General features: G+C 63.5%; 23 protein-coding genes. 12 read left to right on the top strand and 11 right to left on the bottom strand.

Annotation, left to right across the window (positions count from 1 at the left end; translation table 11 throughout):
- The first annotated feature begins 66 nt into the window (after nt 1-66).
- From V1290_RS11020 to V1290_RS11010, 3 genes are read left to right on the top strand one after another with little or no spacing between them, the layout of a single operon-like run.
- The gene (locus V1290_RS11020) at nt 67-1,002 is read left to right on the top strand and encodes a glycine--tRNA ligase subunit alpha (RefSeq protein ID WP_334364431.1); all 936 of its coding nucleotides are present in this window, start codon (nt 67-69) and stop codon (nt 1,000-1,002) included.
- On the top strand, nt 1,002-3,530 hold the full coding sequence (glyS, locus tag V1290_RS11015) for a glycine--tRNA ligase subunit beta (protein ID WP_334364430.1): 2,529 nt from the start codon (nt 1,002-1,004) through the stop codon (nt 3,528-3,530). Before V1290_RS11020 ends, glyS begins: the two co-directional genes overlap by 1 nt.
- Before the next feature lie 3 nt (nt 3,531-3,533).
- Nucleotides 3,534-4,136 (top strand): class I SAM-dependent methyltransferase, encoded by a 603-nt coding sequence (locus V1290_RS11010; RefSeq protein WP_334364429.1) that lies wholly within the window; start codon nt 3,534-3,536, stop codon nt 4,134-4,136.
- Nucleotides 4,137-4,398: 262 nt separating this feature from the next.
- Here the strand turns inward: V1290_RS11010 and V1290_RS11005 are convergent, their stop codons facing one another.
- Nucleotides 4,399-4,758: a DUF1236 domain-containing protein gene (locus V1290_RS11005; RefSeq protein ID WP_334364428.1), complete on the bottom strand. Its 360-nt coding sequence runs from the start codon at nt 4,756-4,758 to the stop codon at nt 4,399-4,401.
- A 239-nt stretch (nt 4,759-4,997) separates the two neighbouring features.
- Between V1290_RS11005 and V1290_RS11000 the strand changes: the two genes are divergently transcribed.
- From V1290_RS11000 to V1290_RS10970, 7 genes are all read left to right on the top strand, one after another.
- Complete coding sequence (locus tag V1290_RS11000) at nt 4,998-5,153, top strand: DUF3096 domain-containing protein (protein WP_082637306.1); 156 nt, start codon at nt 4,998-5,000, stop codon at nt 5,151-5,153.
- A gap of 92 nt (nt 5,154-5,245) precedes the next feature.
- Nucleotides 5,246-8,116, top strand: a complete 2,871-nt coding sequence (gene ppdK / locus V1290_RS10995; protein WP_334364427.1) for a pyruvate, phosphate dikinase — start codon at nt 5,246-5,248, stop codon at nt 8,114-8,116.
- A gap of 402 nt (nt 8,117-8,518) precedes the next feature.
- On the top strand, nt 8,519-9,946 hold the full coding sequence (locus V1290_RS10990; RefSeq protein WP_334364426.1) for a cell wall hydrolase: 1,428 nt from the start codon (nt 8,519-8,521) through the stop codon (nt 9,944-9,946).
- A 355-nt stretch (nt 9,947-10,301) separates the two neighbouring features.
- Complete coding sequence (locus V1290_RS10985; RefSeq protein ID WP_334364425.1) at nt 10,302-11,552, top strand: MFS transporter; 1,251 nt, start codon at nt 10,302-10,304, stop codon at nt 11,550-11,552.
- A gap of 43 nt (nt 11,553-11,595) precedes the next feature.
- Entirely contained in the window at nt 11,596-12,582 is a 987-nt protein-coding gene (acuI, locus tag V1290_RS10980; protein ID WP_334364424.1) for an acrylyl-CoA reductase (NADPH), read from the top strand.
- A 110-nt stretch (nt 12,583-12,692) separates the two neighbouring features.
- Nucleotides 12,693-13,310: a hypothetical protein gene (locus tag V1290_RS10975; RefSeq protein WP_334364423.1), complete on the top strand. Its 618-nt coding sequence runs from the start codon at nt 12,693-12,695 to the stop codon at nt 13,308-13,310.
- Between the two features lie 156 nt (nt 13,311-13,466).
- Entirely contained in the window at nt 13,467-13,700 is a 234-nt protein-coding gene (locus tag V1290_RS10970; RefSeq protein ID WP_334364422.1) for a DUF6894 family protein, read from the top strand.
- 11 nt (nt 13,701-13,711) lie between these two features.
- Here V1290_RS10970 and V1290_RS10965 read toward each other — a convergent pair whose 3' ends face one another.
- From V1290_RS10965 to ygfZ, 5 genes are all read right to left on the bottom strand, one after another.
- Complete coding sequence (locus V1290_RS10965) at nt 13,712-16,414, bottom strand: DUF2339 domain-containing protein (RefSeq protein WP_334364421.1); 2,703 nt, start codon at nt 16,412-16,414, stop codon at nt 13,712-13,714.
- A 139-nt stretch (nt 16,415-16,553) separates the two neighbouring features.
- Nucleotides 16,554-17,060 (bottom strand): tyrosine phosphatase family protein, encoded by a 507-nt coding sequence (locus V1290_RS10960; RefSeq protein ID WP_334364420.1) that lies wholly within the window; start codon nt 17,058-17,060, stop codon nt 16,554-16,556.
- Nucleotides 17,061-17,192: 132 nt separating this feature from the next.
- Nucleotides 17,193-17,804: an HD family hydrolase gene (locus V1290_RS10955; RefSeq protein ID WP_334364419.1), complete on the bottom strand. Its 612-nt coding sequence runs from the start codon at nt 17,802-17,804 to the stop codon at nt 17,193-17,195.
- Nucleotides 17,801-18,427, bottom strand: a complete 627-nt coding sequence (locus V1290_RS10950; protein WP_213290264.1) for a DNA-3-methyladenine glycosylase I — start codon at nt 18,425-18,427, stop codon at nt 17,801-17,803. The genes V1290_RS10955 and V1290_RS10950 overlap by 4 nt, the downstream gene beginning before the upstream one ends.
- Nucleotides 18,424-19,305: a CAF17-like 4Fe-4S cluster assembly/insertion protein YgfZ gene (ygfZ, locus tag V1290_RS10945; protein WP_334364418.1), complete on the bottom strand. Its 882-nt coding sequence runs from the start codon at nt 19,303-19,305 to the stop codon at nt 18,424-18,426. The genes V1290_RS10950 and ygfZ overlap by 4 nt, the downstream gene beginning before the upstream one ends.
- 149 nt (nt 19,306-19,454) lie before the next feature.
- Here ygfZ and V1290_RS10940 point away from each other — a divergent pair, with 149 nt between their 5' ends.
- Nucleotides 19,455-20,789, top strand: coding sequence for a dihydroorotase (locus V1290_RS10940; protein ID WP_334364417.1), 1,335 nt, complete (start codon nt 19,455-19,457; stop codon nt 20,787-20,789).
- Nucleotides 20,790-20,897: 108 nt separating this feature from the next.
- On the opposite strand, the gene V1290_RS10935 is transcribed toward V1290_RS10940, so the two are convergent.
- The 5 genes from V1290_RS10935 to V1290_RS10915 all read right to left on the bottom strand — a co-directional run bounded on the left by V1290_RS10935 (nt 20,898) and on the right by V1290_RS10915 (nt 23,505).
- A complete protein-coding gene (locus V1290_RS10935; RefSeq protein WP_334364416.1) occupies nt 20,898-21,164 on the bottom strand; it encodes a hypothetical protein in 267 nt (88 codons plus the stop codon).
- Nucleotides 21,165-21,317: 153 nt separating this feature from the next.
- A complete protein-coding gene (locus tag V1290_RS10930; RefSeq protein WP_334368992.1) occupies nt 21,318-21,953 on the bottom strand; it encodes an HAD family hydrolase in 636 nt (211 codons plus the stop codon).
- Nucleotides 21,954-22,040: 87 nt separating this feature from the next.
- Nucleotides 22,041-22,418, bottom strand: coding sequence for a TIGR02301 family protein (locus V1290_RS10925; RefSeq protein WP_028346913.1), 378 nt, complete (start codon nt 22,416-22,418; stop codon nt 22,041-22,043).
- A 62-nt stretch (nt 22,419-22,480) separates the two neighbouring features.
- Entirely contained in the window at nt 22,481-22,900 is a 420-nt protein-coding gene (locus V1290_RS10920; RefSeq protein WP_334364415.1) for an NUDIX hydrolase, read from the bottom strand.
- Nucleotides 22,901-22,992: 92 nt separating this feature from the next.
- Nucleotides 22,993-23,505, bottom strand: a complete 513-nt coding sequence (locus tag V1290_RS10915; protein ID WP_442893665.1) for a hypothetical protein — start codon at nt 23,503-23,505, stop codon at nt 22,993-22,995.
- Nucleotides 23,506-23,567: 62 nt separating this feature from the next.
- On the opposite strand from V1290_RS10915, the gene V1290_RS10910 reads away from it, so the two are divergent.
- Nucleotides 23,568-24,332 (top strand): SOS response-associated peptidase, encoded by a 765-nt coding sequence (locus V1290_RS10910; protein WP_334364414.1) that lies wholly within the window; start codon nt 23,568-23,570, stop codon nt 24,330-24,332.
- Nucleotides 24,333-24,343 lie beyond the last annotated feature (11 nt).

The following is a 24,343-nucleotide window of genomic DNA, read 5'->3' as shown; positions in this document are numbered from 1 at the left end:
CCACGCCCCTACGCCGATACGGTCCCGCGCACTTTAAAACCCCCCTTCGCGAGACCGATTCTGCCGATGGACGCTTTGCCTGCCCATATGCGCCCGGAACGTTCGTTCCAGGGCTTCATCCTTGCTCTCCAGCGGTTCTGGGCGGAGCAGGGCTGCGTGATCCTGCAGCCCTACGACATGGAAATGGGCGCAGGCACCTTCCATCCGGCGACGACGCTCCGCGCGTTGGGGCCGAAGCGCTGGAATGCGGCCTATGTGCAGCCCTCGCGCCGGCCGAAGGACGGACGCTACGGCGAGAACCCCAACCGGCTGCAGCACTATTATCAGTTTCAGGTGATCATGAAGCCGTCGCCGCCGAACCTTCAGGATCTGTACCTGAAGTCGCTGGCCGCGATCGGCATCGATTCGAGCCTGCACGACATCCGCTTCGTCGAGGACGATTGGGAAAGCCCGACGCTTGGCGCATGGGGGCTGGGCTGGGAGTGCTGGTGCGACGGCATGGAAGTCAGCCAGTTCACTTACTTCCAGCAGGTCGCGGGCGTCGAATGCGCACCCGTTTCCGGCGAGCTCACCTACGGACTCGAGCGTCTTGCGATGTATGTGCAGGGCGTCGACCGCGTCTACGATCTCAACTTCAATGGCCGCGACGGCGCCGACAAGGTCACCTATGGTGACGTCTTCCTGCAGGCCGAGCAGGAATATTCCCGGCACAATTTCGAGCACACCGATACGGCGATGCTGTTCGAGCAGTTCAAGATGGCCGAAGACGCTTGCAAGAAATATCTTACGGCCGGGTGGAAGGAGGGCGGTAATCAGAAAGAACATCTGATGGCGCTGCCGGCCTATGACCAGTGCATCAAGGCGAGCCATGTCTTCAACCTGCTCGATGCGCGCGGCGTGATCTCGGTGACGGAGCGGCAGAGCTACATCATGCGCGTGCGCGAATTGGCAAAGGCCTGCGGCGAGGCCTGGGTTCACACCGAAGCGGGCAGGGCGGTCTGATGCCTGATCTTCTGCTGGAATTGTTTTCCGAGGAAATCCCCGCGCGCATGCAGGCGAAGGCGGCGGACGATCTGCGCCGCATGGTGACCGACAAGCTCGTCGCGGAGGGCCTGGTCTATGAAGGCGCGAAAGCGTTCGCGACGCCGCGGCGGCTGGCGCTGACCGTGCACGGCGTTCCGGCGCGGCAGTCCGACCTCAAGGAAGAGCGCCGCGGCCCGCGCGTCGGCGGCCCCGATGCCGCGATCCAGGGATTCTTGAAGGCGACCGGTCTGGCCAGGATCGAAGACGCCAAGATCCAGACCGACCCGAAGAAGGGCGACTTCTACATCGCCCTGATCGAAAAGCCGGGCCGCGCCACCATCGATGTGCTCGCCGAGATTCTGCCGGTCATCATCCGAACCTTCCCGTGGCCGAAGTCGATGCGCTGGGGCGCTCGTTCGACCAAATCGGGTTCGCTCTCCTGGGTGCGGCCGCTGCACTCGATCATCGCGACCTTCGGTCCGGAGACCGAAGAACCCGATGTGGTAAAGTTTTCCGTCGACGGCATCGAGGCCGGGCAGACCACGTTCGGCCACCGCTTCATGGCGCCGTCGGCGATTCCGGTGCGGCGCTTCGCGGATTACGAAGCCAAGCTGAAGGCCGCGAAGGTCGTACTCGATCCGCAGGCGCGCAAGGACATCATCCTCGCCGACGCCAAGCAATTGGCGTTCGCGCAAGGCTTTGAGCTGGTCGAGGACCAGGGGCTCTTGGACGAGGTCGCCGGCCTCGTCGAATGGCCGGTCGCGCTGATGGGCTCCTTCGATGAGGAATTCCTGCCGATCCCGGGCGAAGTGATCCGCGCCACCATCCGCAACAACCAGAAATGCTTTGTGGTGCGCGACCCCAAGACCGGGAAGCTCGCCAACAAATTTATTCTGACTGCCAACATTGAAGCGACCGACGGCGGCAAGGTGATCGTCGCCGGCAACGAGCGCGTGATCCGCGCGCGGTTGAGCGATGCAAAATTCTTCTACGAGACCGACCTGAAGACGAAGCTGGAGAGCCGGCTGCCAAAATTCGAGCAGATCGTGTTTCACGAGAAGCTTGGCACGCAGGCGGAGCGGATCAAACGGATCGAACGGCTGGCGGCCGAGATCGCGCCGCTGGTCGGCGCCGACGTCGCGAAGGCCAAGCGCGCCGCACATCTGGCAAAGGCGGATCTGCTGACCGAGGTCGTCGGCGAATTCCCCGAGCTGCAGGGCTTGATGGGCAAGTACTACGCGCAGGCGCAAGGTGAAGACGACTCCGTCGCCGCCGCGAGCGAGGAGCATTACAAGCCACAGGGGCCGACTGATCGCGTGCCGAGCGATCCGGTGAGTGTGGCGGTGGCGCTGGCCGACAAGATCGACACGCTGGTCGGGTTCTGGGCGATCGACGAGAAACCGACGGGAAGCAAGGACCCCTATGCGTTGCGGCGGGCGGCGCTGGGCGTCATCAGGATCGTTCTGAGTAATCAAATCCGCATAGATCAAGTTGAGTTTCTAGCACGGCTGTTTCGGCAGCGGTTGGCATTCGGTGCCGGGTATCTTATTTGGCGGCGCATTACAGAAAGCTCGGGCCGCGACGTCGATTATCAAATAGCGATGTTATTGAAGGAATTTCCATTCGAGACTGCGTATCTTGATCACGACGGATTGCTTTCGTCGTATATTGGAGTCGTGATCGGAGCGATCGAAGACGAAAAGCAGCCCGGTGGTGAGTTTAACTTTGGCTCATTGGCAAATTCTGAGGCGCTGCGACGGAATGTTGAAGTTTGCTGGGAGGACAACAACACGTTTGGCTGGAAGGTCTCTTCCGCGAGCGAGGCACTAGGTAATGCCAACAGTTTGATCGGGCGGATTGTTGCCTTAGCGGACTTCAATCTTGCTCATTCAGATTACAAAGATCTCAGCGTTTGGCCGTCCCGGCAGCCTCCGGGGTCAGTCGAAGATATCAATTTGATTCGGTTTACTCGCAAGAATGCAACGGATCTGCTTTCCTTCTTTGCGGATCGCCTGAAAGTCCAACTCCGCGAACAAGGAGCGCGTCATGATCTTGTCGACGCCGTCTTTGCGTTGGAAGGCCAGGATGACCTGCTGCTGGTCGTCCGTCGCGTCGAGGCGCTCGGCAAGTTCCTCGACACCGACGACGGCAAGAACCTGCTTGCAGGGACCAAGCGCGCGAGTAACATCCTCGCGATCGAGGAGAAAAAGGACAAGCGCACGTTCGACGGTGCGCCAGATGCCGGGCTCTACGCGCTTGCCGAAGAAAAGGCGCTCGCCAAGGCGATCGACCAGGTCAAGAGCGAGGCCGGAGCCGCAGTGCAGAAGGAAGATTTCGCCGCGGCGATGAGCGCAATGGCGAAGCTGAGGCCCGCGGTCGATGCGTTCTTCGACAAGGTCAAGGTCAATGCCGATGAACCTGATGTTCGCGAGAATCGACTAAAACTCCTGAACGAAATCCGCGCGGCGACCCGCGCGGTTGCGGATTTTTCCAAGATCGAAGGCTAGACCATGGATCCTCAGACGCTCGCCGCTTATGACCAGGATGCGGCGGCGTGCGCGAAGGACTGGCTCGGTCAGCCGGCGCCCGTCGACCTGCAGGAAGTCGTCGAACGCTTTTTCGTGCGCGGTGGCAATTCGGCTGATATCGGCTGCGGCTGCGGCCGCGAGGTCGCCTGGCTTCACACCCACGGCTTTTCGGCGATGGGCTTCGACGCCTCGGAGGGCCTGCTCAACGAAGCGCGCCGGCGCTATCCGTCGTGCAAGTTCGCGCATGCCGAATTGCCCGATCTGCGCGGTATCGGCACGTTCGATAACGTGCTGTGCGAAACCGTGATCATGCATCTCGACCGCAAGGAGATTGCGGCATCGGTCCGCCGCCTGCTCGATATCGTCAAGCCCAGCGGCATTCTCTATCTGAGCTGGCGCGTCACCGAGGGCGCCGATCAGCGCGACGCGCAGGGACGGCTTTACGCCGCGTTCGATCCGGCGGTCGTGCAGGCGGAGCTGACGACCGCGACCGTATTGCTCGACGAAGAGATCGTCAGCGCCTCATCGGGAAAGAAGATTCACCGGCTGGTGGTGAAGAAGCCTGGATTGGAAATCAGGGAATAGCTGACCGCTGCCCGTGCCCCGGCTTGGCAGCGCAGCACGAAGTGGTGCGCTGCCAAGCCGGGGCCCATCTCGCCTCAATCATACATAGGTCCCGGCTCTGCGGTGCATCGCTCCGCGCTGCACCGCGTCCGGGACACGACAGTGAACGAGCGCACAGAAAGACCCCGCCCGGAGGGGACGCCGGGCGGGGCTTCTTGTCCGGTCGTATCTCGCGCACATCCGCTTGCGCGGCGCCCGGACCAATCGTTCAGGCTACTGAAGGTCAATCGACCACCTGAACGATGCGGCGCGAACGCGGTTCGACCAATATCGTCTGGCCGTTCACCACGGTGTAGCGATAGGGCGTCACCCCGAACGATTGCGGCACGTCGTAGTAGGTCACGCCGGTTTCCGGCAGCACGGCGCCAACCGTCACACGCTCGGAAATAGTGTAATTCGGCACGCGCTCACGCACGATGTATTCGCGGAAGGCCGGACGCACGTCGGGCGCGATGCCTTCTACATGTTCACCGATGACGACCGCGCTGCCGCCACCTGTGCCGATCGTGGATTGCGCCTGAGCCGCGATCGGGACGGCCATCGCGCCCGCGATCGCCGCAATGGCAAATAGTCTGTTCCGCATGGTCAACTCCTTCGCGAGAAGAGGTGCCGGCTTTCGCCAGCACACACAATGCGGGCCAATTCATCGCGTGCAGCATTGTTCCGGTAAAAGCGCGGCCTCATCCGCGACATTTCTGGGGAATTGTTGCGGAGGCTGGAACCCATTGAAGCGGTTAAGCGTCTTGCTATTCCCGAACCGCGCCAGCGGTTAAGTTGCCGCCCTCGATTCGATTTCCCGCCCCCGATCATCTGGAGATTTCAATGACCATCACCGCCACGCATGTTCCCGCGATCGTTGCTCTGCTCGCCGGGATATTCATCCTGATCATGCCGCGGCTGCTCAACTACATCGTCGCGATCTACTTGATCTTCGTCGGCCTGGTGGGTCTTGGCGTGCTCAAGATGTTCAAGTTCTAGCACTGAAAAGCGGGGTTTCGCGGCTTGCGCGGAACCCCTCAAAATGGTGTAAGGCGCGCAATCTTCTTCCCTTTTTCGGATAGTTGGAATCCATGGCCAAAGCCGTCGCGAAGTCCAAGAAGGCTGCAGTGAAATCTGTAGCGAAATCAAAGCCATCCGCCCGGCCGAAGGCCGCGCCGCAGGCCTCGGCCCGCAAGGCGCTGAAGAAGGCCCCGGCCAAGCCGGTCGCCAAGGCCGCGGCCAAGAAGGCTGCCGTCCGCAAGCCTGCCGCCGAGGCGGTAAAATCCGGCAAGTGGGTCTATACCTTCGGGGACGGCAAGGCAGAGGGCAAAGCGGGCCTGCGCGACTTGCTCGGCGGCAAGGGCGCCAACCTTGCCGAGATGGCCAATTTGGGCCTGCCGGTGCCTCCGGGCTTCACCATTCCTACCTCGGTCTGCACCTATTTCTACGCGCATGACAAAACCTATCCGCCCGCGCTGAAGGCGCAGGTCGAGAAGGCGCTTGAGTATGTCGGCAAGCTGACCGGCAAGGCATTCGGCGACTCGAAAAATCCGCTGCTGGTGTCGGTTCGTTCCGGCGGCCGCGCGTCGATGCCGGGCATGATGGACACCGTGCTCAATCTCGGCCTCAACGACAAAACGGTCGAAGCGCTCGCCGAACTCTCCGGCGATCGCCGCTTTGCCTATGACAGCTATCGCCGCTTCATCACGATGTATTCGGACGTGGTGCTCGGCTTCGAGCATCATCACTTCGAGGACATTCTCGACACCTTCAAGGACAGCCAGGGCTACACGCTCGACACTGATCTGACCGGCGATGACTGGGTCGAGCTGGTCGGCAAGTACAAGGAAGCGGTGGCGCGCGAGACCGGCAGGGATTTCCCGCAGGATCCGCACGAGCAATTGTGGGGCGCGATCGGCGCGGTGTTCTCATCCTGGATGAATGCGCGTGCGGTGACCTACCGCCGCCTGCACGACATCCCGGAATCGTGGGGCACCGCGGTCAACGTGCAGGCCATGGTGTTCGGCAACATGGGCGAAACGTCCGCGACCGGCGTCGCGTTCACGCGCAATCCTTCGACCGGCGAGAGCAAGCTGTACGGCGAATTCCTGATCAACGCGCAGGGTGAGGACGTGGTGGCGGGCATCCGCACGCCGCAGGACATCACCGAGGAAGCGCGCCAGGAATCCGGTTCCGACAAGCCGTCGATGGAAAGCGCGATGCCGGAGGCCTTCAAGGAACTGACGCGGTTCTACACGCTGCTCGAAAAGCACTATCGCGACATGCAGGACATGGAGTTCACGGTCGAGCAGGGCAAGTTGTGGATGCTGCAGACCCGCGGCGGCAAGCGCACCGCGAAGGCAGCGCTGCGCATCGCGGTCGAGCTCGCCAATGAAGGCCTGATCTCGAAGAAGGACGCGGTGATGCGGATCGATCCGGCTTCGCTGGATCAATTGCTGCATCCGACCATCGATCCCCAGGCCAAGCGCGACGTGATCGCGACCGGCCTGCCGGCCTCGCCCGGCGCCGCATCCGGCGAGATCGTGTTCTCGTCCGATGAAGCCGCGAAACTTCAGGCCGACGGCCGCAACGTCATTCTGGTGCGCGTCGAAACCAGTCCGGAAGACATTCACGGCATGCACGCCGCCGAAGGTATTTTGACCACCCGCGGCGGCATGACTTCGCACGCCGCGGTGGTGGCGCGCGGCATGGGCAAGCCCTGCGTTTCCGGCTGCGGTGCCATTCGCGTCGACTATGGCCGCGGCACCATGAGCGTCGGCTCGCGCACCTTCAAGACCGGCGACGTCATCACCATCGACGGCTCGCTCGGCCAGGTGCTGGCCGGCAAGATGCCGATGATCGAGCCGAAACTGTCGGGCGAGTTCGGCACGCTGATGGGCTGGGCCGATCAGGTTCGCAAGCTCGGAGTTCGCGTCAACGCCGACACGCCGGAAGATGCGCGCACCGCGATAAAATTCGGCGGCGAGGGCATCGGGCTGTGCCGCACCGAGCACATGTTCTTCGAGGAAACCCGCATCCGCACCGTGCGCGAGATGATCCTTTCCGAGGACGAACAGTCGCGCCGCGCGGCGCTGTCAAAACTGTTGCCGATGCAGCGCGCCGATTTTGTCGAGTTGTTCGAGATCATGAAGGGCCTGCCCGTCACGATCCGCCTGCTCGATCCGCCGCTGCATGAATTCCTGCCGCACACCCAGGCCGAGATCGAAGAAGTCGCGCGCGCGATGAACACCGATCCGCGCAAGCTCGCCGATCGCGCCCGTGATCTCGCTGAGTTCAACCCGATGCTGGGCTTCCGCGGCTGCCGTCTTGCGATCGCCTATCCTGAGATCGCCGAAATGCAGGCGCGCGCGATCTTCGAAGCGGCGGTAGAAGCCGAGAAGCGCACTGGCGAGGCCGTCGGCCTCGAGGTGATGGTGCCGCTGATCGCGACCAAGGCCGAGTTCGACCTGGTCAAGGCGCGGATCGACGCCACCGCGCAGGCGGTGATGAAGGAGACCGGCAAGAAGCTCGCTTATCAAGTTGGTACGATGATCGAGCTGCCGCGTGCGTGCCTGCTGGCCGGCGATGTCGCCCAGACCGCGGAGTTCTTCTCGTTCGGCACCAACGACCTGACCCAGACTACCTACGGCATCAGCCGCGACGACGCCGCGAGTTTCCTCGGCACCTATGTCAGCAAGGGAATTCTCGAGATCGATCCGTTCATCTCGGTCGATCGCGATGGCGTGGGCGAGCTGGTGAAGATCGGCGTCAGCCGTGGTCGCAAGACACGGCCCAATTTGAAGGTCGGCATTTGCGGTGAGCATGGCGGTGATCCCGCCTCGGTGGCGTTCTGCCACGAGATCGGGCTCGACTACGTTTCGTGCTCGCCCTACCGCGTGCCGATCGCGCGCCTCGCCGCCGCGCAGGCCGCGCTCGGCAAGAAGATTGAGAGCCAGGCGTAGGGCTTCTTCGATACGATGACGAACACGACGTGATGCCCGGGCTTTGTCCCGGGCATTTGCGTTTTGCTGCCTAGGTGAGGGTCGTCGCAATTCATCGACAGCAATGACGAACTCAAACGCTTCAGCGCGACACAGTGAATTGGAACTCGCGCCATTGCGAGGTGAGTGAGCCGCGCAAGAATCTCTTCATCATCTTCGTTGACGGGATGTTTACCACTTTCATCGAGCGGCCATTTACCAACACTTCTCATGCGATCCGGAAAAATTGCGCGATGTCTTGCGTGTAGCACGCACGCCACGCCGATTAACTCCCCGGCAACCTAAATTCGATACCAACGAAAAAGGTCGAATTGCACGGATGTACTGACGTTCGACCCGTGTAAGCGTTGCGTGAGCGTATCGATGTTTGTGTTGCGTAACCAGCCGAAGGGCGCGCGGTTCGCGTCCTTCGGTCTCGGTCTCTGCGTCTTCGCTTTGATGCCGACCGAGATCGGATATCAGGATATCGCCTCGCTGCTGGCGCGCCAGCCGGGCGTCGCCGAGCGCTGGCAGAAGCGCGTGTTCTCCTCCGCCGGCATCCAGGTCGCGACGTTCTCCTTCGGCCGCCCGATCGGAACCTCGTCGCCGCAGACCGCAACTTACCGTCTCGCAAGCCTCGACACTCAGGGCATCGACATCACGGGTTCGGTGACGCGCAATCCGCTGGTCGCTCCATCGCCGCGCTATCACGCCGCCGATTTCCCCAAGGTCGACCGCACATTGAAGGGCGACCGCCTTATCATCGCGCCGCCGTCGCCGGCAGTGGAGACCACTGGCCCTGCCGATCGAGCGCCGGCGATCGAGGATCCGGCGACATCAAATGCATCGGTCAAGGGCGCCAAGACTGCCGAGACGCCGCCGCCCGTCGAGCGTGCACCGCTCGATCCCGAGCTGCAGGCCGCGCTGAACGCGCCGCCACTGGATATGTCGCTGTCGCTCGAGAGCAAGCCGCAGGACGATCTCAAGGTCGCGCCGCAAGCGGCTACGCCACCGCGCGATGGTTTCTCCTTCAAGACCTCGAGCCTGTTCTTTGGCTCCTCGCTCGGCTCGCCCGAAAGCATCGAACGCTGGCAGCCCGGCGAAGAGCCTGTCATTGTCATGCCACCAGCGCATCCGGATTCCGACATGAAGGTGATGGCCTCGCTGCCGGTCGATGCCGATGGTCCGGTGCGAGCCGGCGAGATGGGCGAAAGCGTCGCGCCGAAGGGCGAGGTCAACGCCGACAACCAGCGCGCCAAGACGCCGGCCGAACGTCTCGGCCTGTTTGACGAGAAGTCGCGCGCCAAGTCGGAAAAGTGCCTGGCTGAAGCGATCTACTTCGAGGCCCGCGGCGAAGCGGTGCGAGGCCAGATCGCGGTGGCGCAGGTGGTTTTGAACCGCGCCTTCTCCGGCAAATATCCCGAAACCGTGTGCGGCGTGGTCTACCAGAACAAGCATCGCCATCTGGCGTGCCAGTTCACCTTCGCCTGCGATAACAACAAGGATGTCATTCGCGAGCCCGACATGTGGGAGCGGGCGAAGAAGATCGCGAAGGCGATGCTCGATGGCCAGCTCTGGCTGCCGGAAGTCGACAAGTCGACGCACTACCACGCCTATTGGGTGCGGCCGTCCTGGGTCAATGAAATGAAGAAGATGCACAAGTTCGGCGTGCACACCTTCTACCGGCCACGCGCCTGGGGCAATGGCAGCGACGCGCCGAGCTGGGGCACGCCTGCCGAGACCGCGGCGATCTCCGCCAAGCTCGCGGAAGCCGCGCAAAGCTCGGCCGAGCAGGCGAGCGCGAAGCGGTAACAAATGTCGTCCCTGCGAACGCAGGATGACGGAATAGAGGCGAGACCCCTCAACTTGTCGCCCCTGCAAACGCAGGGGCCCATACGCCGCGGCGGGCGGAATGGGCACTCGGAGCGACGGCTGCGCTTCAACAATGTAGGCTGGTGGTTATGGGTCCCTGCGTTCGCAGGGACGGCATCTCTGCCAGGTGCCCCGCTCAATAAATTGCACTCATTGCCCTCGACAATTTTGCAGAGCTGCCCTGCAGCGGAAAATTTTTCTCTCCCTCCCTCTTGGGGTTTTCATGCACCTGCATTAACTCACCGTAACGTTTCGCTCGGGCCGTCCCGGGCGCCGATTGGTCCAGGGGAAGCAAATGGCTGTAACGACCGACCTTCGTCCATCCTCCGGCCTCGGCACCTGGCGCACGCCGCTGGTGATCATGATCTGCGGCTGCATCATTGCGCTGTTGAGTTTCGGGCCGCGCTCCAGCCTCGGCTTTTTCGTTCAACCGATGAGCGCTGAATTTGCCTGGGGCCGCGACGTGTTCGGCCTCGCGCTGGCATTGCAGAACCTGCTGTGGGGGCTAGGGCAGCCGATCGCAGGCGCCATCGCCGATCGCTTCGGCATCCTGCGCGTCATTGTCATCGGCGCGCTTCTTTATGCCGCCGGTCTTCTGTTGATGCGCTATTCGTCGACGCCGCTGTCGCTCAATCTTAGTGCCGGTGTCTTGATCGGCTTCGGCTTGTCAGGCTCGTCGTTCAACCTGGTGCTGTCAGCGTTCAGCAAGCTGTTGCCGCCGGAACGGCGCGGTTTCGCGCTCGGCGCCGGCACGGCTGCTGGTTCGTTCGGTCAGTTCCTGTTCGCTCCCTTCGGCGTGGCCGTGATCGATCAGTTCGGCTGGCAAGCAGCGCTCATTGTATTTGCGGCATTGATGCTCCTTATCGTGCCGCTGTCGCTGGCGCTGGCAACGCCACCGGCCGCAACAGCGGCCGATGCGCCGCCCGCCGAGCAGCAATCCTTCAAGACCGCGCTGGCGGAAGCGTTCGGTCATCGCTCCTACGTGCTGCTGGTGCTCGGCTTCTTCACTTGCGGCTTCCAGCTCGCCTTCATCACCGTACATCTGCCGGCCTATCTCGTCGATCGCGGCATTCCTGCATCCACCGGCGGCTGGGTGATTGCGGCGATCGGCCTGTTCAACATCATCGGCTCGCTCAGCGTCGGTTGGATACAGAACTATTTTCCGAAGCGCTATATCCTGTCGCTGATCTATTTCACGCGGGCGCTCTCGATCATCGCCTTCATCTCGTTTCCGATCACCACCTTCTCGGCAATCGCGTTCGGTGCCATCAGCGGCCTGACCTGGCTCTCGACGGTGCCGCCGACCTCGGCGCTGGTGGCGCTGATGTTCGGCACAAAGTGGTTCGCAACGCTGTACGGCTTTGCCTTCGTCAGCCATCAGGTCGGCGGTTTCCTCGGCGTCTGGCTCGGCGGCATCGTGTTCGAGCAGTTCGGCTCCTACACCCCGATCTGGTGGCTCTCGATCCTGTTCGGTGTGCTGTCGGCGCTGATCAACCTGCCGATCGTCGAGCAGCCGGTCGCGCGCCCGGTTGCACAACCCGCCTGATGCGGTAAACACTCCCGACACAGAAAAGTCCGGGGAGTTTGCCATGGGTACGTTCAAGGCCATCAGGATCGACAAGGCCGATAAAGGCACCACCGCCGCGCTGACGCAGTTCGACGAAGCCGAGCTGATGGAAGGCGACGTCACCGTCGCCGTCGAGTGGTCGACGCTGAACTACAAGGATGGTCTAGCCGTCACCGGCAAGGCTCCCGTCGTGCGGCGTTTCCCGATGATCGCCGGCATCGACTTCGCAGGCACCGTCGAACAATCTTCGCATCCGGCGTGGAAGACCGGCGACAAGGTCGTCTGCAACGGCTGGGGCATGGGCGAGACTCATCTTGGCGCCTATGCCGAAAAGGCGCGCGTCAAGGGCGACTGGCTGGTGCGGCTGCCCGATGGCATCTCCACGCGTGAGGCGATGGCGATCGGCACTGCCGGCTACACCGCGATGCTGTCGGTGCTGGCGCTGGAGAAACACGGATTGACGCCGAAGAGCGGTCCCATCGTGGTGACCGGCGCCGCCGGCGGCGTCGGCTCGGTCGCGTCAGCCGTGCTCTCGAAACTCGGCTATCACGTCATCGCGTCCACGGGGCGGATGTCGGAGGCCGACTACCTGAAGGGCCTCGGCGCCGCCGAAGTGATCGATCGGGCCGAGCTCGCAGGTCCCGCCAAGCCGCTGGCAAAAGAGCGCTGGGCGGGTGGCGTCGACAGCGTCGGATCGACCACGCTCGCCAACCTGCTGTCGATGACCAAATATGGCGGAGCCATTGCCGCCTGCGGCCTTGCCGCCGGTATGGATTTGCCGTCCTCGGTCGCACCGTTTATTTTGCGTGGAGTGTGCCTTCTCGGCATCGACTCGGTGATGTGCCCGATCGAGCAGCGCAAGCTTGCCTGGAATCGCCTTGCCAGCGATCTGGATAAGGGAAAACTAGCTGATATTACTCACGAAATCGGTTTGGACCAGGTGATCGGCGCGGGCGCCGAAATCCTCGCAGGGAAGGTCCGCGGTCGAATCGTGGTAAAAATCCCCTAACGGTGTTCAGACTTTACCAACCAACCTGCTCCAATGTTGCCATGGTGGTTGGTATGGTAAGCAGCGGGTAAAGGCGGGCGCCCGCGCTCTTGTTAAGTTGGAGTAGCTGCATGCTTGCGCGTTTGGTTCTGGGGGCCGTCACGGCCAGTGCGATGATCGTTCCCGCGCTGGCCGGGATGATGAATGCCGACGAGGCCCGCAGGTTCGTGAGCGGTAAGGTTTTCGCCTTTACCTGCTTTGACGGCACTCGCGGCGCTGGACGCATCCTTGACGATCTCGGCGCAGCCGGCTCCGTCCAATTCAGCGGCTCGGGCCCGATCCGTCATGTGCGCCTGCCCGGCAACACGCTGCAGATTCGCGGCCAGGCCGTCTGCGCTTCGATCAAGGGACTGCCGTTCGAGCCGTGCTTCAATCTCGACAAGCGTGATGATCGCTCGTTCCGCGGCTCGGTCTCGGGCATGGGCTTTGCCTATTGCGATTTCCGCCATCAGGGCGCCTCGCAGATGCTGATGGCGCGCTCCGTGGCGCGACCGCGCTCGCTGCATCGTCGGGAGGAGCCGTCGCGTGTGCCGGTCGATGCACGGGCCGAAGTAACGACGCGGGTCGAGACGCCTGCGGTCGAGAGCGCCAAACTCGAGCCGGTGAAATCCGAGCCGAAGGTGGAGCAGGCGAAGCCCGAACCCGCAAAGGCCGAGAGCGCCCCGGAGCTGCGCCGCTCGACTGATTGATCGTAAACTTCGCCTGCGGCCGCCGCCAAATCCCACATTGTCAGCCAACGGGAACCCGTAGTCATACGGGCTGGCGCATTCATGTCCTGGTAGCGAATCTCGTTCCAAGTGGCCGACAGAGAAGGCCGGGAGGCGGCCCAACACATGAGATCAATCATGCCGCTGTATTTTTTTCGGATTAGCCACGGTCGCTACGCAGGCGCGTCCGATCAGGGATCCGAATTCGAAAGCCGCGAGGCCGCCTGGGCCGAGATGACCGAGGTCTGCGGTAACCTTCTCGGCAGCCTTTCGCGCAGCCTGAAGCAGAACGCCGAATGGCAGATGGAGCTTTTGGACGAAGCCAAAAAGCCCGTGTTCAGGATTCGCCTCGTCGCCGAATCCGTCGGTTAGAGGATCATCCTCTAGCTTCCCGTCGGCGCGGCCGGCGCTGCCGCTTGCCTGCGGAACAGGATCCGCTGGTACAGCCACCCGATCGCCACCAGCACCAGGCCGAGGCACATGAAGGACAGCGCGCGATAGACGCCGGTCAGTGCCGACATGTCGATCAGGAATGCTTTCAGGATCGTCAGTCCGATGACCACCGCGGACGCCAGCCGCGCGCGCTGCGAGTTGGAGAGAATACCGATGCCGAGCAAGACGACGCCGAAGGCGAGATATGCGATCGAATAGGTATATTGCTCGGCGCCGCTGGTCGGGCCGGCCGCAATCGCCGGACCGTGATAGATTCGCCTGATCTCGAACGTCACATAGGCAAGCGCGAGAACGAGCGCTGCCGCCGCGATCGTGTTGCCATAGGCGACCGGCCGCCGACCCGCGACGGCATAGGACAATAGCAGCGCGAGCACCGCGGGCAGGGCATAGCCGAGCAGCAAAAGGTTGATGACAATGCCGCCGACATCGATCCATCGCAGCATCGGGTTCTCCAGCAGCAACAGCCCGAACACCGTCGCGAGGCCGGCAAACGCCGTCAGCAGGATCGCGCCGGCATTGTGAATGATGCTGCCGGTGCGGATGCGCAGCCGCTCCAGCCCGATCGCCATCGCGAGCGTAACGCAGACCTGCAGCGCGACTTCGGTGAGGTCGGCGCTCGCATGGTAGACGTCGCCATTGTTCACGGCATGGCGGATTTCCATGAACGCCAGCAGCACCGTGAACAGGATCGCCGCCGATTCCACCGTGCGCAGTGGTGCGTCATCGCCGCCGCGGCGCAGGAAGATGCTGCCGGCCCAGAATGATGCCGCCGGAATGCCATAGCCCCACAACAGCCAGTTGAAGATCGGGGTGGTACCGACGGCCTGGCCGACGATGCGCGGCTCGTAGCCGATGCGCAGCACGACGATGCCGGCGAGGATGGCAGCGAGGGCACGCAGGAACGGAATCGGCCGCTGCGTGGATATCCAGGCGGTGCCTGCCGACATCAGCGCCAGGGCGATCGTCAGCCAGCCTTTTTCCAGCGCAAAGGTCAGCGCCAGCGCCAGCGCTGCGAGGGTGCCGGTCGCAAACAGCGCGATCGAGGCTTGTAGTCCCGGACGATCCTCGCGCCTGCTGAGTATCTCGGTCGCAGCGGCATAGGCCGCGGCGAGCATTACCGCGAGAATCGCAAACGGAATCGAGCGGTCGAGATGCGCAATGCGGGCGTAGAGTGCGACCAACAGCGCCAGCGGCGTGAACACCGCCGCGGCCGACCAGATCACCGGTATCACCGGCCCCGCGAAGCGGCCCTGCGCGAAAAATCCCGCCACGCCAAAGCCCGCCGCGAAGATCGCGGCCGAGATCAGATGCAGCGACACTGATCCGTCCGTGGCGGCCGGCCCGATGCCTTGCAGCGGCCCGCCGGGCAGCACCAGCATGTCGGGATTGGCCCGAATGGCCCATTCGGCGAACACGACGAAGACCAACGCAGCAGCGGCGCCGACGGCACCCGCGGCGGCATCGCTGCGCCAGGCAACCGCGATGCTGCCGGCCACCAGCAGCCCGAATACGATCATCGCGGCGTCGGCATGAAAACTATTCAGCACGATCAAGGTCGCGCCGAGCAGATAGGCCGCAAGCGAGCCGGACGAGATCGGCTCAACCTGGCCTTCGTCCGCGGGCGGGCCGAACATGAAGCCACACACCACGAGTAGCGCGGCGAGAATGAATCCGGCGAGCACGTGGAACGCATGCGGGCCGACCATCGACGGGCCGCATTGCAGGCAGGGGAATGTCCATAGCAGGGCAAACGCGATCGTGGTGACCGCGAGCCAGCGCCACAGCCTGACGCGCGCCAGACCGAAGGCTGCCGCAGTGACGATTGCGAGATAGATGTAGAGCGCCCAGAAGTCCGGTTTGTCGGACGAGACCAGGACCGGCGTCACAAAGGCGCCGACCACGCCGAGGCCGGCCAGCGCCGGGCCATGCAGCAGCGCCGCGGCCAGCGTGCCCAGCGCTACCAGACCGAGCAGGATGAACGCGGTCGCCGGCCCCAGGAAGCCGTACAGCGCATAGGCTGCATAAACCGTAGCAAATGCCACCGCCGTTCCGGCGGCGGTCAGGATGGCCGGGATATTGGCGATCGGTAGCGCGTCGATCGTGGAAATGCTTTCCTTGCGCCGCGTCCATTCGCCCGCAAGCAGCAAGGCCAGAGCGAACAGGCCGCCGAGGATGGTGCGCACGCCAGGGCCGAGCAAACCGGCTTCGATCGAATAGCGCACCATGAAGAATCCGCCGAGCGCCAGCGTCAGGCCGCCGATCCACACCACCCAGCGCGTGCCGACGGTTTCCTCGAAACCGCGATCGGCCGGCGGCAATGGAGGCGGCGGCGGTGCTCCGCCAGTGGCTTGCCCAGCCGCCTCAGGGCTGGCAGCGGACGCGATGGATTCCGCCTCGGGAACGATCGGCGGAGGCGTCGGTGTGGCCCCGCTCGGAGCTGGCGGCAGGCTTTGCTCGAAGGCTTCAAATGGCGTGAGGGGCGGAGGCACGGCTGCAGCAGCGGCCGCCGGCGTAGCCCGCATCGCCTCCAGGCGCTCGCGTAACTCCGCCACCTGATTCATGGCCTTCCGCGCCAAGATCAGGGCGACGATCGCGATCGCAAGCGAAAAGAAAACGAAGGGGTCGTCGAACATCGGGCCTCCAGGCGGGCGCGTCAGAGCGTTAACCGGCCATGTCGGCAGCCAGGTTGCAATCCTGTGTGTGCTTTTGTCCGCTAAAAGTTCACGCCGATCCGGGCGTCATTTGGCGCATCCGTGTCCTGGATGCGGCACGTCATTCCAGATCTAGTCGGAATGGCCGGCCTTCGACCATCATGCTGCCCGGACCCATTTCGTCCAGCGCGCGCAGCATTCGCCCCTCCCGGCCCAACGCCTTGTCGGCGAGGCTGACGATCAACCGGTTCGGCGACGCGATCGGGGAGCGGGCGCGAATTTGCCGGGCGATCTCGATCTCGGCGCGCTGCGGATTGAGGGCGCAGGCGGCGGCAAACGCGCTCGCCGTCGAGCGGCTGATGCCGGCATAGCAATGCACCACCATCGGCGCGCTGCGGTCCCAGCTTCGAACGAAATTCAGCACTCTTTCGATATGATGATCCGCCGGCGCGACAAAGCCGTCCATCTCCTCGATGATGTCGTCCATCGAGATTTTCAGATGGTTGGCCTCAAGCACCGAGGCCGGGCGCTGCACCTGATCGACATTGGCCATCACGGTGAGAATGTGGCTGGCGCCGGTCGTCCTGACGGTGTCGGGAAGTGCGGCAAGCGAGCAGACGTGAAGCATGGCGTTCCCTGGGTAGTCTTTGGTCAGCAATATAACCGGTGTCGTAGGGTGGGCAAAGGCGCCCTTGCGCCGTGCCCACCATCTTGGTTCCGGGGCAATAATGGTGGGCGCCCACCCTACAACGGCCCCCATTCAACCAAGCAATAGCTCGAATCGCGCCAAAAATTGCTTCTCGGCCCGGGCCGCAGTCCACGGCGTCAGGTAGTCCCGCACGGTGGCCTCGGGGAGGCCGGGATCCCTGCCGAACAGGCGCTTCGCTTCACTTACCGAAAATCCCGCCAGATGGGTGGCTTCGAGATAGGCCGCACCGCGGTCGGCCGCTTTGATGGCGCTCGTGATTTCATCGGCGAGACTTGGCGGCAGGCCGAAGCGAACATGGATCGCGGCCAGCAGGCGCTTCTCAACCGCCTTGTAATCGCCGCCGAGCACTGCCTTGAACGGCGAGATCATGTCGCCGATGACATATTCCGGTGCGTCGTGCAGCATCGCCGCGAGGCGGAAGCGGGCGTCGACGCGCGGCATCTGCTCACGCATCACGGCTTCGACCAATAGCGTGTGCTGCGCCACCGAGAAGATGTGCGCGCCGCTGGTCTGCCCGTTCCAGCGCGCCACGCGCGCCAGGCCATGGGCGATGTCGGCGATTTCGATATCGAGCGGGGAGGGATCGAGCAGATCGAGCCGTCGCCCCGACAGCATCCGCTGCCAGGCGCGCGTGGCGACGCCGGACGATCTTCGCGCCGTCATTTGGCCTTGAGCCGGGGCTTGCGCAGTTTGCCGCTGCAGGCCTCGTGGCAGAAGCACGTGACAAGATGGTCGTTGACCATGCCGGTAGCCTGCATGAAGGCGTAGACGATGGTTGGGCCGACGAATTTGAAGCCGCGTGCGCCGAGTTCCTTTGAGATCTTGACCGAGACCGGTGTCGAGGCCGGTACGCTGGCCGTGGTCTTGAACTGGTTGACGATGGGCTTGCCGTCGACGAAGTCCCACATGAATTTGGAGAAGCCCGCGCCTTCTTCCATGATCTTCAAATAGGCCTTGGCGCTGTTGACGGCGCCTTCGATCTTGGCGCGGTTGCGAACGATGCCGGCGTCGTTCATCAGCGCGTGGATTTTCTTGGCGTTGTAGCGCGCGATCTTTTCCGGCTGGAAATCGTCGAACGCTTTGCGGAAGTTTTCGCGCTTGCGCAAAATCGTGATCCACGACAGGCCGGCCTGAAAACCGTCGAGGATCAGCTTTTCGTACAGCGCCCGGTCGTCATACTCAGGCACACCCCATTCTGTGTCGTGATAGGCCATGTAGAACGGGTCTTCGCCGGGCCACGGGCACCGCGTCTTGCCGTCGGCGTGCAGGCGCGCAGATTTGCTCATGCGACGGTCTGCTTCGGTGGGACGCGGACGTCGTTCGGATCGGTCAGCCGGATCGCAAGGCCGCCGGCGGTCAGCGAAAGTCCTGCATCGAGCGCATCCGCAACGCGGTCGATCCGGACCAGTGCGAGGCCGTGGCCGCCGGCGGTCGATCCCATGGTGCCGACCTGCTTGTCGCCACCGAGAACGGCGACGCCGGTTTCCGGCGAAAAGTCTTCGAGCGTGACGCGCACGATCCGCGTGCGCGCGGTGCCGCGATGCTGCATGCGCGACACCACTTCCTGGCCGACATAGCAGCCCTTGTCGAAATCGACGCCGTGCAGGCGGTCCATATTCGTCTCGTGCGGGAATGCGTCGCTGTACGTGAAGTCGAGCCCGCCGCGCGGCACGCCCAAGGCGATGCGATGCGCCTCGTAGTCCTCGCTGTCCACCAGGTCGGCGCCGATCAGCTCGGCCACCTTTTGCTTGAGATCTTCAGGGACAAGAATGCGCCAGCCGAGAGCTTCATGCCGCGGATCGGCAAAGGCCAGATCAGGCTTCGTCGAAGGCTCGCCGTCCCAGGCGGCCAGCACGCCCATGCTGTCGGAGATGTTCTCCACGGCGACTTTGGCGCGCAGCTTGTAGAAGCCGAGTTTGTCAGCGAGGTTCTGCGCCAGCACGCGGGGCGCATCGATCAGGAAGGCGCCGCCGTGACCTGCAGGGGCTTCGGTAATGAGGAAGTCCGCCGTGATTTTTCCCTGCGGCGTCAGCAGCGCGCCGAACCGGCCGAGACCGGGCTGCAGCGGCGTGACGTCTGTGGTGACGAGGCCGTTGAGGAAGTTGCGGGCATCCTCGCCGCTGACCTTGACCACGCCCCGGTCCGGAAGAAACGCTGCTTTCATTAGTAAAACGGCCTCTTTTGCAGTGCGGCTTGCAGTGAGCTTTCAAGTTCCCGGGAAAACGCAGGAGCCGGATATCACATGAGAACGTAAGGCGCTAAGGTGCTGTCAACAAGGCCTTAAAGCGAGCGCCAGAGGACCATGAAGCAGCGATGAATCAGCGATTTGATACCATTCTAAAATCCGGCACCGTGGTCAATCAGGACGGTGAGGGCATCTGCGACATCGGCATCTCCAATGGCCGGATCGCTGCGATCGGGGGGCTCGGACAGGCCTCCGCCGGCGAGACCATTGACTGCAAGGGCCTGCACGTCCTGCCCGGCGTGATCGACACGCAGGTGCATTTCCGCGAGCCGGGGCTGACGCACAAGGAAGACCTCGAGACCGGCTCGCGCAGCGCCGTGATGGGCGGCGTCACCGCGGTGTTCGAGATGCCGAACACCAATCCGCTCACGGTCACCGAGGAGGCGTTCACCGCCAAGATCAACGCCGGCCGTCACCGCATGCATTGCGACTTTGCCTTCTTCATCGGCGGCACCCGCGAGAACGTGAACCATCTGCCGGAGCTGGAACGCGCGCCCGGTTGTGCCGGCGTAAAGGTGTTCATCGGCTCTTCCACCGGCGCGCTGTTGGTCGAGGACGACGAAAGCCTGCGGCGCATCTTCCAGGTAATCCGCCGCCGCGCCGCCTTTCACGCCGAGGACGAATATCGCCTCAACGACCGCAAGTCGCTCCGCATCGAGGGCGACCCGCGCTCGCATCCGGTATGGCGTGACGAGACTGCAGCGCTGATGGCAACCCAGCGGCTGGTCAATCTTGCGCGCGAGACCGGCAAGCGCATCCACGTGCTGCACATCTCGACCAAGCAGGAGATCGACTATCTGCGCGACCACAAGGATGTCGCGTCCTGCGAGGCGACGCCGCATCATCTCACCATGGCCGCACCGGAATGCTACGAGCGGCTCGGCACGCTTGCACAGATGAACCCGCCGGTGCGCTCGGCCGATCACCGCGAGGGAATCTGGTATGGTATCGAGCAGGGTATCATCGACGTGCTCGGCTCGGACCACGCGCCGCATACGCTGGAGGAAAAGGCGAAGACCTATCCGGCTTCGCCCTCCGGCATGACCGGCGTGCAGACGCTGGTGCCCTTGATGCTCGATCACGTCAACGCGGGCCGGCTGTCGCTACAGCGTTTCGTCGATCTCACGAGCGCAGGTCCCGCGCGGCTGTACAACATCGCCTGCAAAGGCCGCATTGCGGCGGGCTACGATGCCGACTTCACCATCGTCGATCTCAAGCGCTCTGAGACCATCACCAACAAATGGGTGGCCTCGCGCGCCGGCTGGACGCCCTATGACGGCGTCCGCGTCACCGGCTGGCCGGTCGGCACGTTCGTGCGCGGCAGGCGCGTGATGTGGCAGGGCGAGGTAACGACGCCGTCCACCGGCGAACCGGTGCGGTTCCTGGAGACGTTGAAGGCGTAGGGCAGAATCTCTCCCGTCATTGCGAGCGCAGCGAAGCAATCCATCGCGCGGCATGACGGATGGATGGATTGCTTCGTCGCTGCGCTCCTCGCAATGACGATGCAGCCGCTACTGCTTCGCCAGCGTCAGCGAAAATTCGCCGTTGCGCACGCGGGCCGAAAGACCTTCGGCGAATTTCGCCACCGCGTCCTCGCCATAGGTCGAGACCAGTTCGGCGAGCGCCGTGAACAGGCTCGCCTGCGCCAGGCAATCGCCGTCGACGCCATCGTGCCGCGCTTCGGCCCAGGCCTCGCTCAGGTAGCTAAGGGCAGTCTGCTTCTGTTCGAGATCCGGAAGCGGGTCGTGGGCGGTCGAGAAGGAGACTGGGCGGCTCATGAAGCTCAACGAAAATCTGCGCGCGAACCAGGGCGGTTCGCATCCTAACGCGACAAGCTGTAGCACGCGGTGCGGGGCCGCCTAGCCACATCTTTAGGAAAGGTTAACGGCGCTGCTCGAATTTCAGGCGGCGGTTCCATGAGGTTCCCATCGTCAAGGAATGCAACCGAGGATCGCTCCGGGCGTGGCGCAGACATGGTGGGCGCCGGCCTCGATCAGCTCGGCCCGGCTGCCGTAGCCGTACAACACGCCGATGCCCTTCATGCCGTTGTTTTTTGCGCCGACCATGTCGTGGCTGCGGTCGCCGATCATCAGGGTTTTGGACGGATCGACGGCGACTTCCTTCAGCGCATATTCGAGCAGATGCGACTTGTCGGCGCGGGTGCCGTCGAGCTCCGCGCCGAACACGCGTTCGAAGTGCTTGCGCAAGCCGAAATGGTCGATGATGCGCTCGGCGAACACGTGCGCCTTGCTGGTAGCGACGAACAGCCGGTGACCGGACGCGCGAAGTGCCGTCAGCACCTCGTCGATGCCGTCGTACACGCCGTTTTCGTAGAGGCCGATGTCGGAAAATCGCTCGCGGTAGAGCGTCACCGCGCGGTCCGCGGAGTGATCGCCGAGCAACTTCACAAAGCTTGAGCGCAGCGGCGGGCCGATGCACCAGGTCAGTTCGTCCTCGGTCGGGATGGTGGGATGATCGAGCCTTTGCAGCGCATACTGGATCGAGCGGGTGATGCCGGGCTTGGGGTCCGTCAGCGTTCCGTCGAGATCGAAATAGATCGTGTCCATCATAGCGCTTTCGAGCGAAAGCCTGCCCCGGACTTGATCCGGGGTGGGCACCGGTTCGCGGTGAGAAAATGCGTCAAACAGCAACCCTCAGTTCGCATAGCGCGCGGTGAGGTCGCGCGAGATTTTGGAGCCTTCCTCGATATATCTGCGGATCGCGACCGAGGCTGCCGGCGTGCAGGTCCGGTAGGTCTGCTGAAAGCCGTTATAGCCGCGGTTGAAGCCCGCGATCATGCGAGCGCGGCGGTCCCCGGAAGGGGTTTCGGCATCGATCAGCGCCTGCATTTCGTTGCGCCATTTCGCCCCTTCATTGGCACCGCAAATGCCCCGGAGGTAATGCAGGGTGCCGAGAATCTCGGCCAGCCGCTGCAGGTCGCCGTCGAACGGCGCAGCCGCGTCCTGGGCGCGTGCGGGAGCCAAATGGCATGCCGAAACGAGAATGAGGGCGGCGAGGGCGTGCTTGAACATTTGAGGGCCGATATGCCCCCTCAATACGCCCGAGGCAAGGCATGAGGCGCCGGTAGGACGGCCTAGACCAGCTTCCGGGCGGCCTCGATGACCTCCAGGAGGCCGCCGGTCACCTTGAGATCGCCGAGCCTGTCTGGCGCCAGCCATTTGAAATCGTCGTGCTCGTCGTTCAGGACCGGCTCCCTGGCCGTCCAGCGCGCCGCGAACGACATGATCACGTAATGCCCGCCGCCGCTGGCCCGAGGCAGCACCTCGCGCCAGCCGGCCAGGCCCAGAATCTCGATTCGCAAGCCCGTCTCCTCGTCCACTTCGCGGTGGAGCGCGGTATGCAGGGATTCGCCGAATTCGACCCGGCCGCCGGGGAGCGAGTAAAAGCCCTTGCCCGGCGAGCGGGCGCGGCGGACCAAGAGGACTTTGCCGTCGCGGAAGATCGCGCCGCTGACGGCGAGCTGGGGGCGGTCCGACTGAATGGGGGAGGTCAAGGGGTGATCCGGTAGCCAAGGAACTCGCTGCGCAAGCGATCATGCCCGATCGGGCCACGCAGGTCTAATGTGGTGGGCCGGGGACGAGGCGGCTAGTTCGACATCACCGCGTCGAAGTCGGCCTCGGCATTGCCGTTGATGACGCCGCCGGCCAGGGCCACCAGCGGCTTGACCCAGGCGGTGGCCTGCTCGGCCAGCGTGGCGCGGGTTTTATCCTGCTGGGCCTCGCGCATCGCCTTGCCCACCGCGGTCAGAATCGAGGTCATGGTCGCCGTGAGCTTGTCGAAATCGGCACGGACCTTGGGGTCGGCGCATTCATAGGCCTCGATCGCGAGGTCGCGGGCCTTGAAGTTGGAGGCCCAGAAATGCTCGGCGTAGGACAGCGGCGTCCAGGTGAGAAAATCCTCGGCGCATTCCGGCATGTCCGGAACCATTTCGAGCAGCATGACGGCTTCGTTGAAATGATTCAAATAGTCGGTGGCGAGCCCGGTGCGAGGATTGATATTGGCGGCGCGCAGCTGCTCCGCGCGGGCCTCGTCTATCCGGCCCGTCGGTGGCGGCATCGGCGGATCGGATCGCACTTCTGTGGCAGCCATGGAGGTCATCCATCGCACTGTTAACATCTGGGGTTAACACCCATTAAACGGAAGCTTATGTTGGTCAGATAATGTGCGGACGCTTCGTCATCACCTCGCCGCCGGAGGCGCTTCGGCAAATCTTCGGCTATATCGAGCAGCCCAATTTCCCGCCGCGGTATAATATCGCGCCGACTCAACCGATTCCGGTGGTGATTCTGGAAAACGGCGGGCGCCATTTCCGGCTGATGCGCTGGGGCCTGGTGCCGGCTTGGGTGAAAGATCCTCGTAAATTTACGCTCCTGATCAACGCGCGCTCGGAGACGGTGCTCGACAAGCCCGCGTTCAAAAACGCCATCAAGCGGCGGCGCTGTCTGATCCCGGCGGACGGCTACTACGAATGGCAGGACGCCGGCGGCCGCAAGCGGCCATTCTTCATCCATCGCCGCGACGGCCGTCCCGTTGGCTTTGCTGCGCTGGCGGAGACCTGGATGGGGCCGAACGGCGAGGAGACTGACGGCGTCGCCATCGTCACAGCGCCCGCGAGCCGCGATCTCGCCACGCTGCATCACCGCGTGCGCGTGACAATCGCGCCCGACGAATTCGAGCGCTGGCTCGATGGCCGCATCCACGATGCAGAAGATGTCATGCCGCTGCTGCGCGGGCCTATTGAGGGCGAATTCGCCTGGCACGAGATTTCCACGCGCGTCAACCGCGTCGTCAATGACGACGCGCAATTGTTGCTGCCGATCACCGACGAGCAGCGCGCAGCAGAGGAGCCGAAGCCTGCGAAGCGCGCCGCGCCGCGCAAGGTCGCAGCGGTGCCGGAGGATGACGGGCAGGGCTCGTTGTTTTGAAGCCAATCGTC

The sequence above is a fragment of the Bradyrhizobium sp. AZCC 1578 genome, assembly GCF_036924675.1.
GTDB lineage: Bacteria > Pseudomonadota > Alphaproteobacteria > Rhizobiales > Xanthobacteraceae > Bradyrhizobium.
Note: the sequence above shows the minus strand (reverse complement) of the source record. Positions and strands in the feature narration are given on the sequence as shown.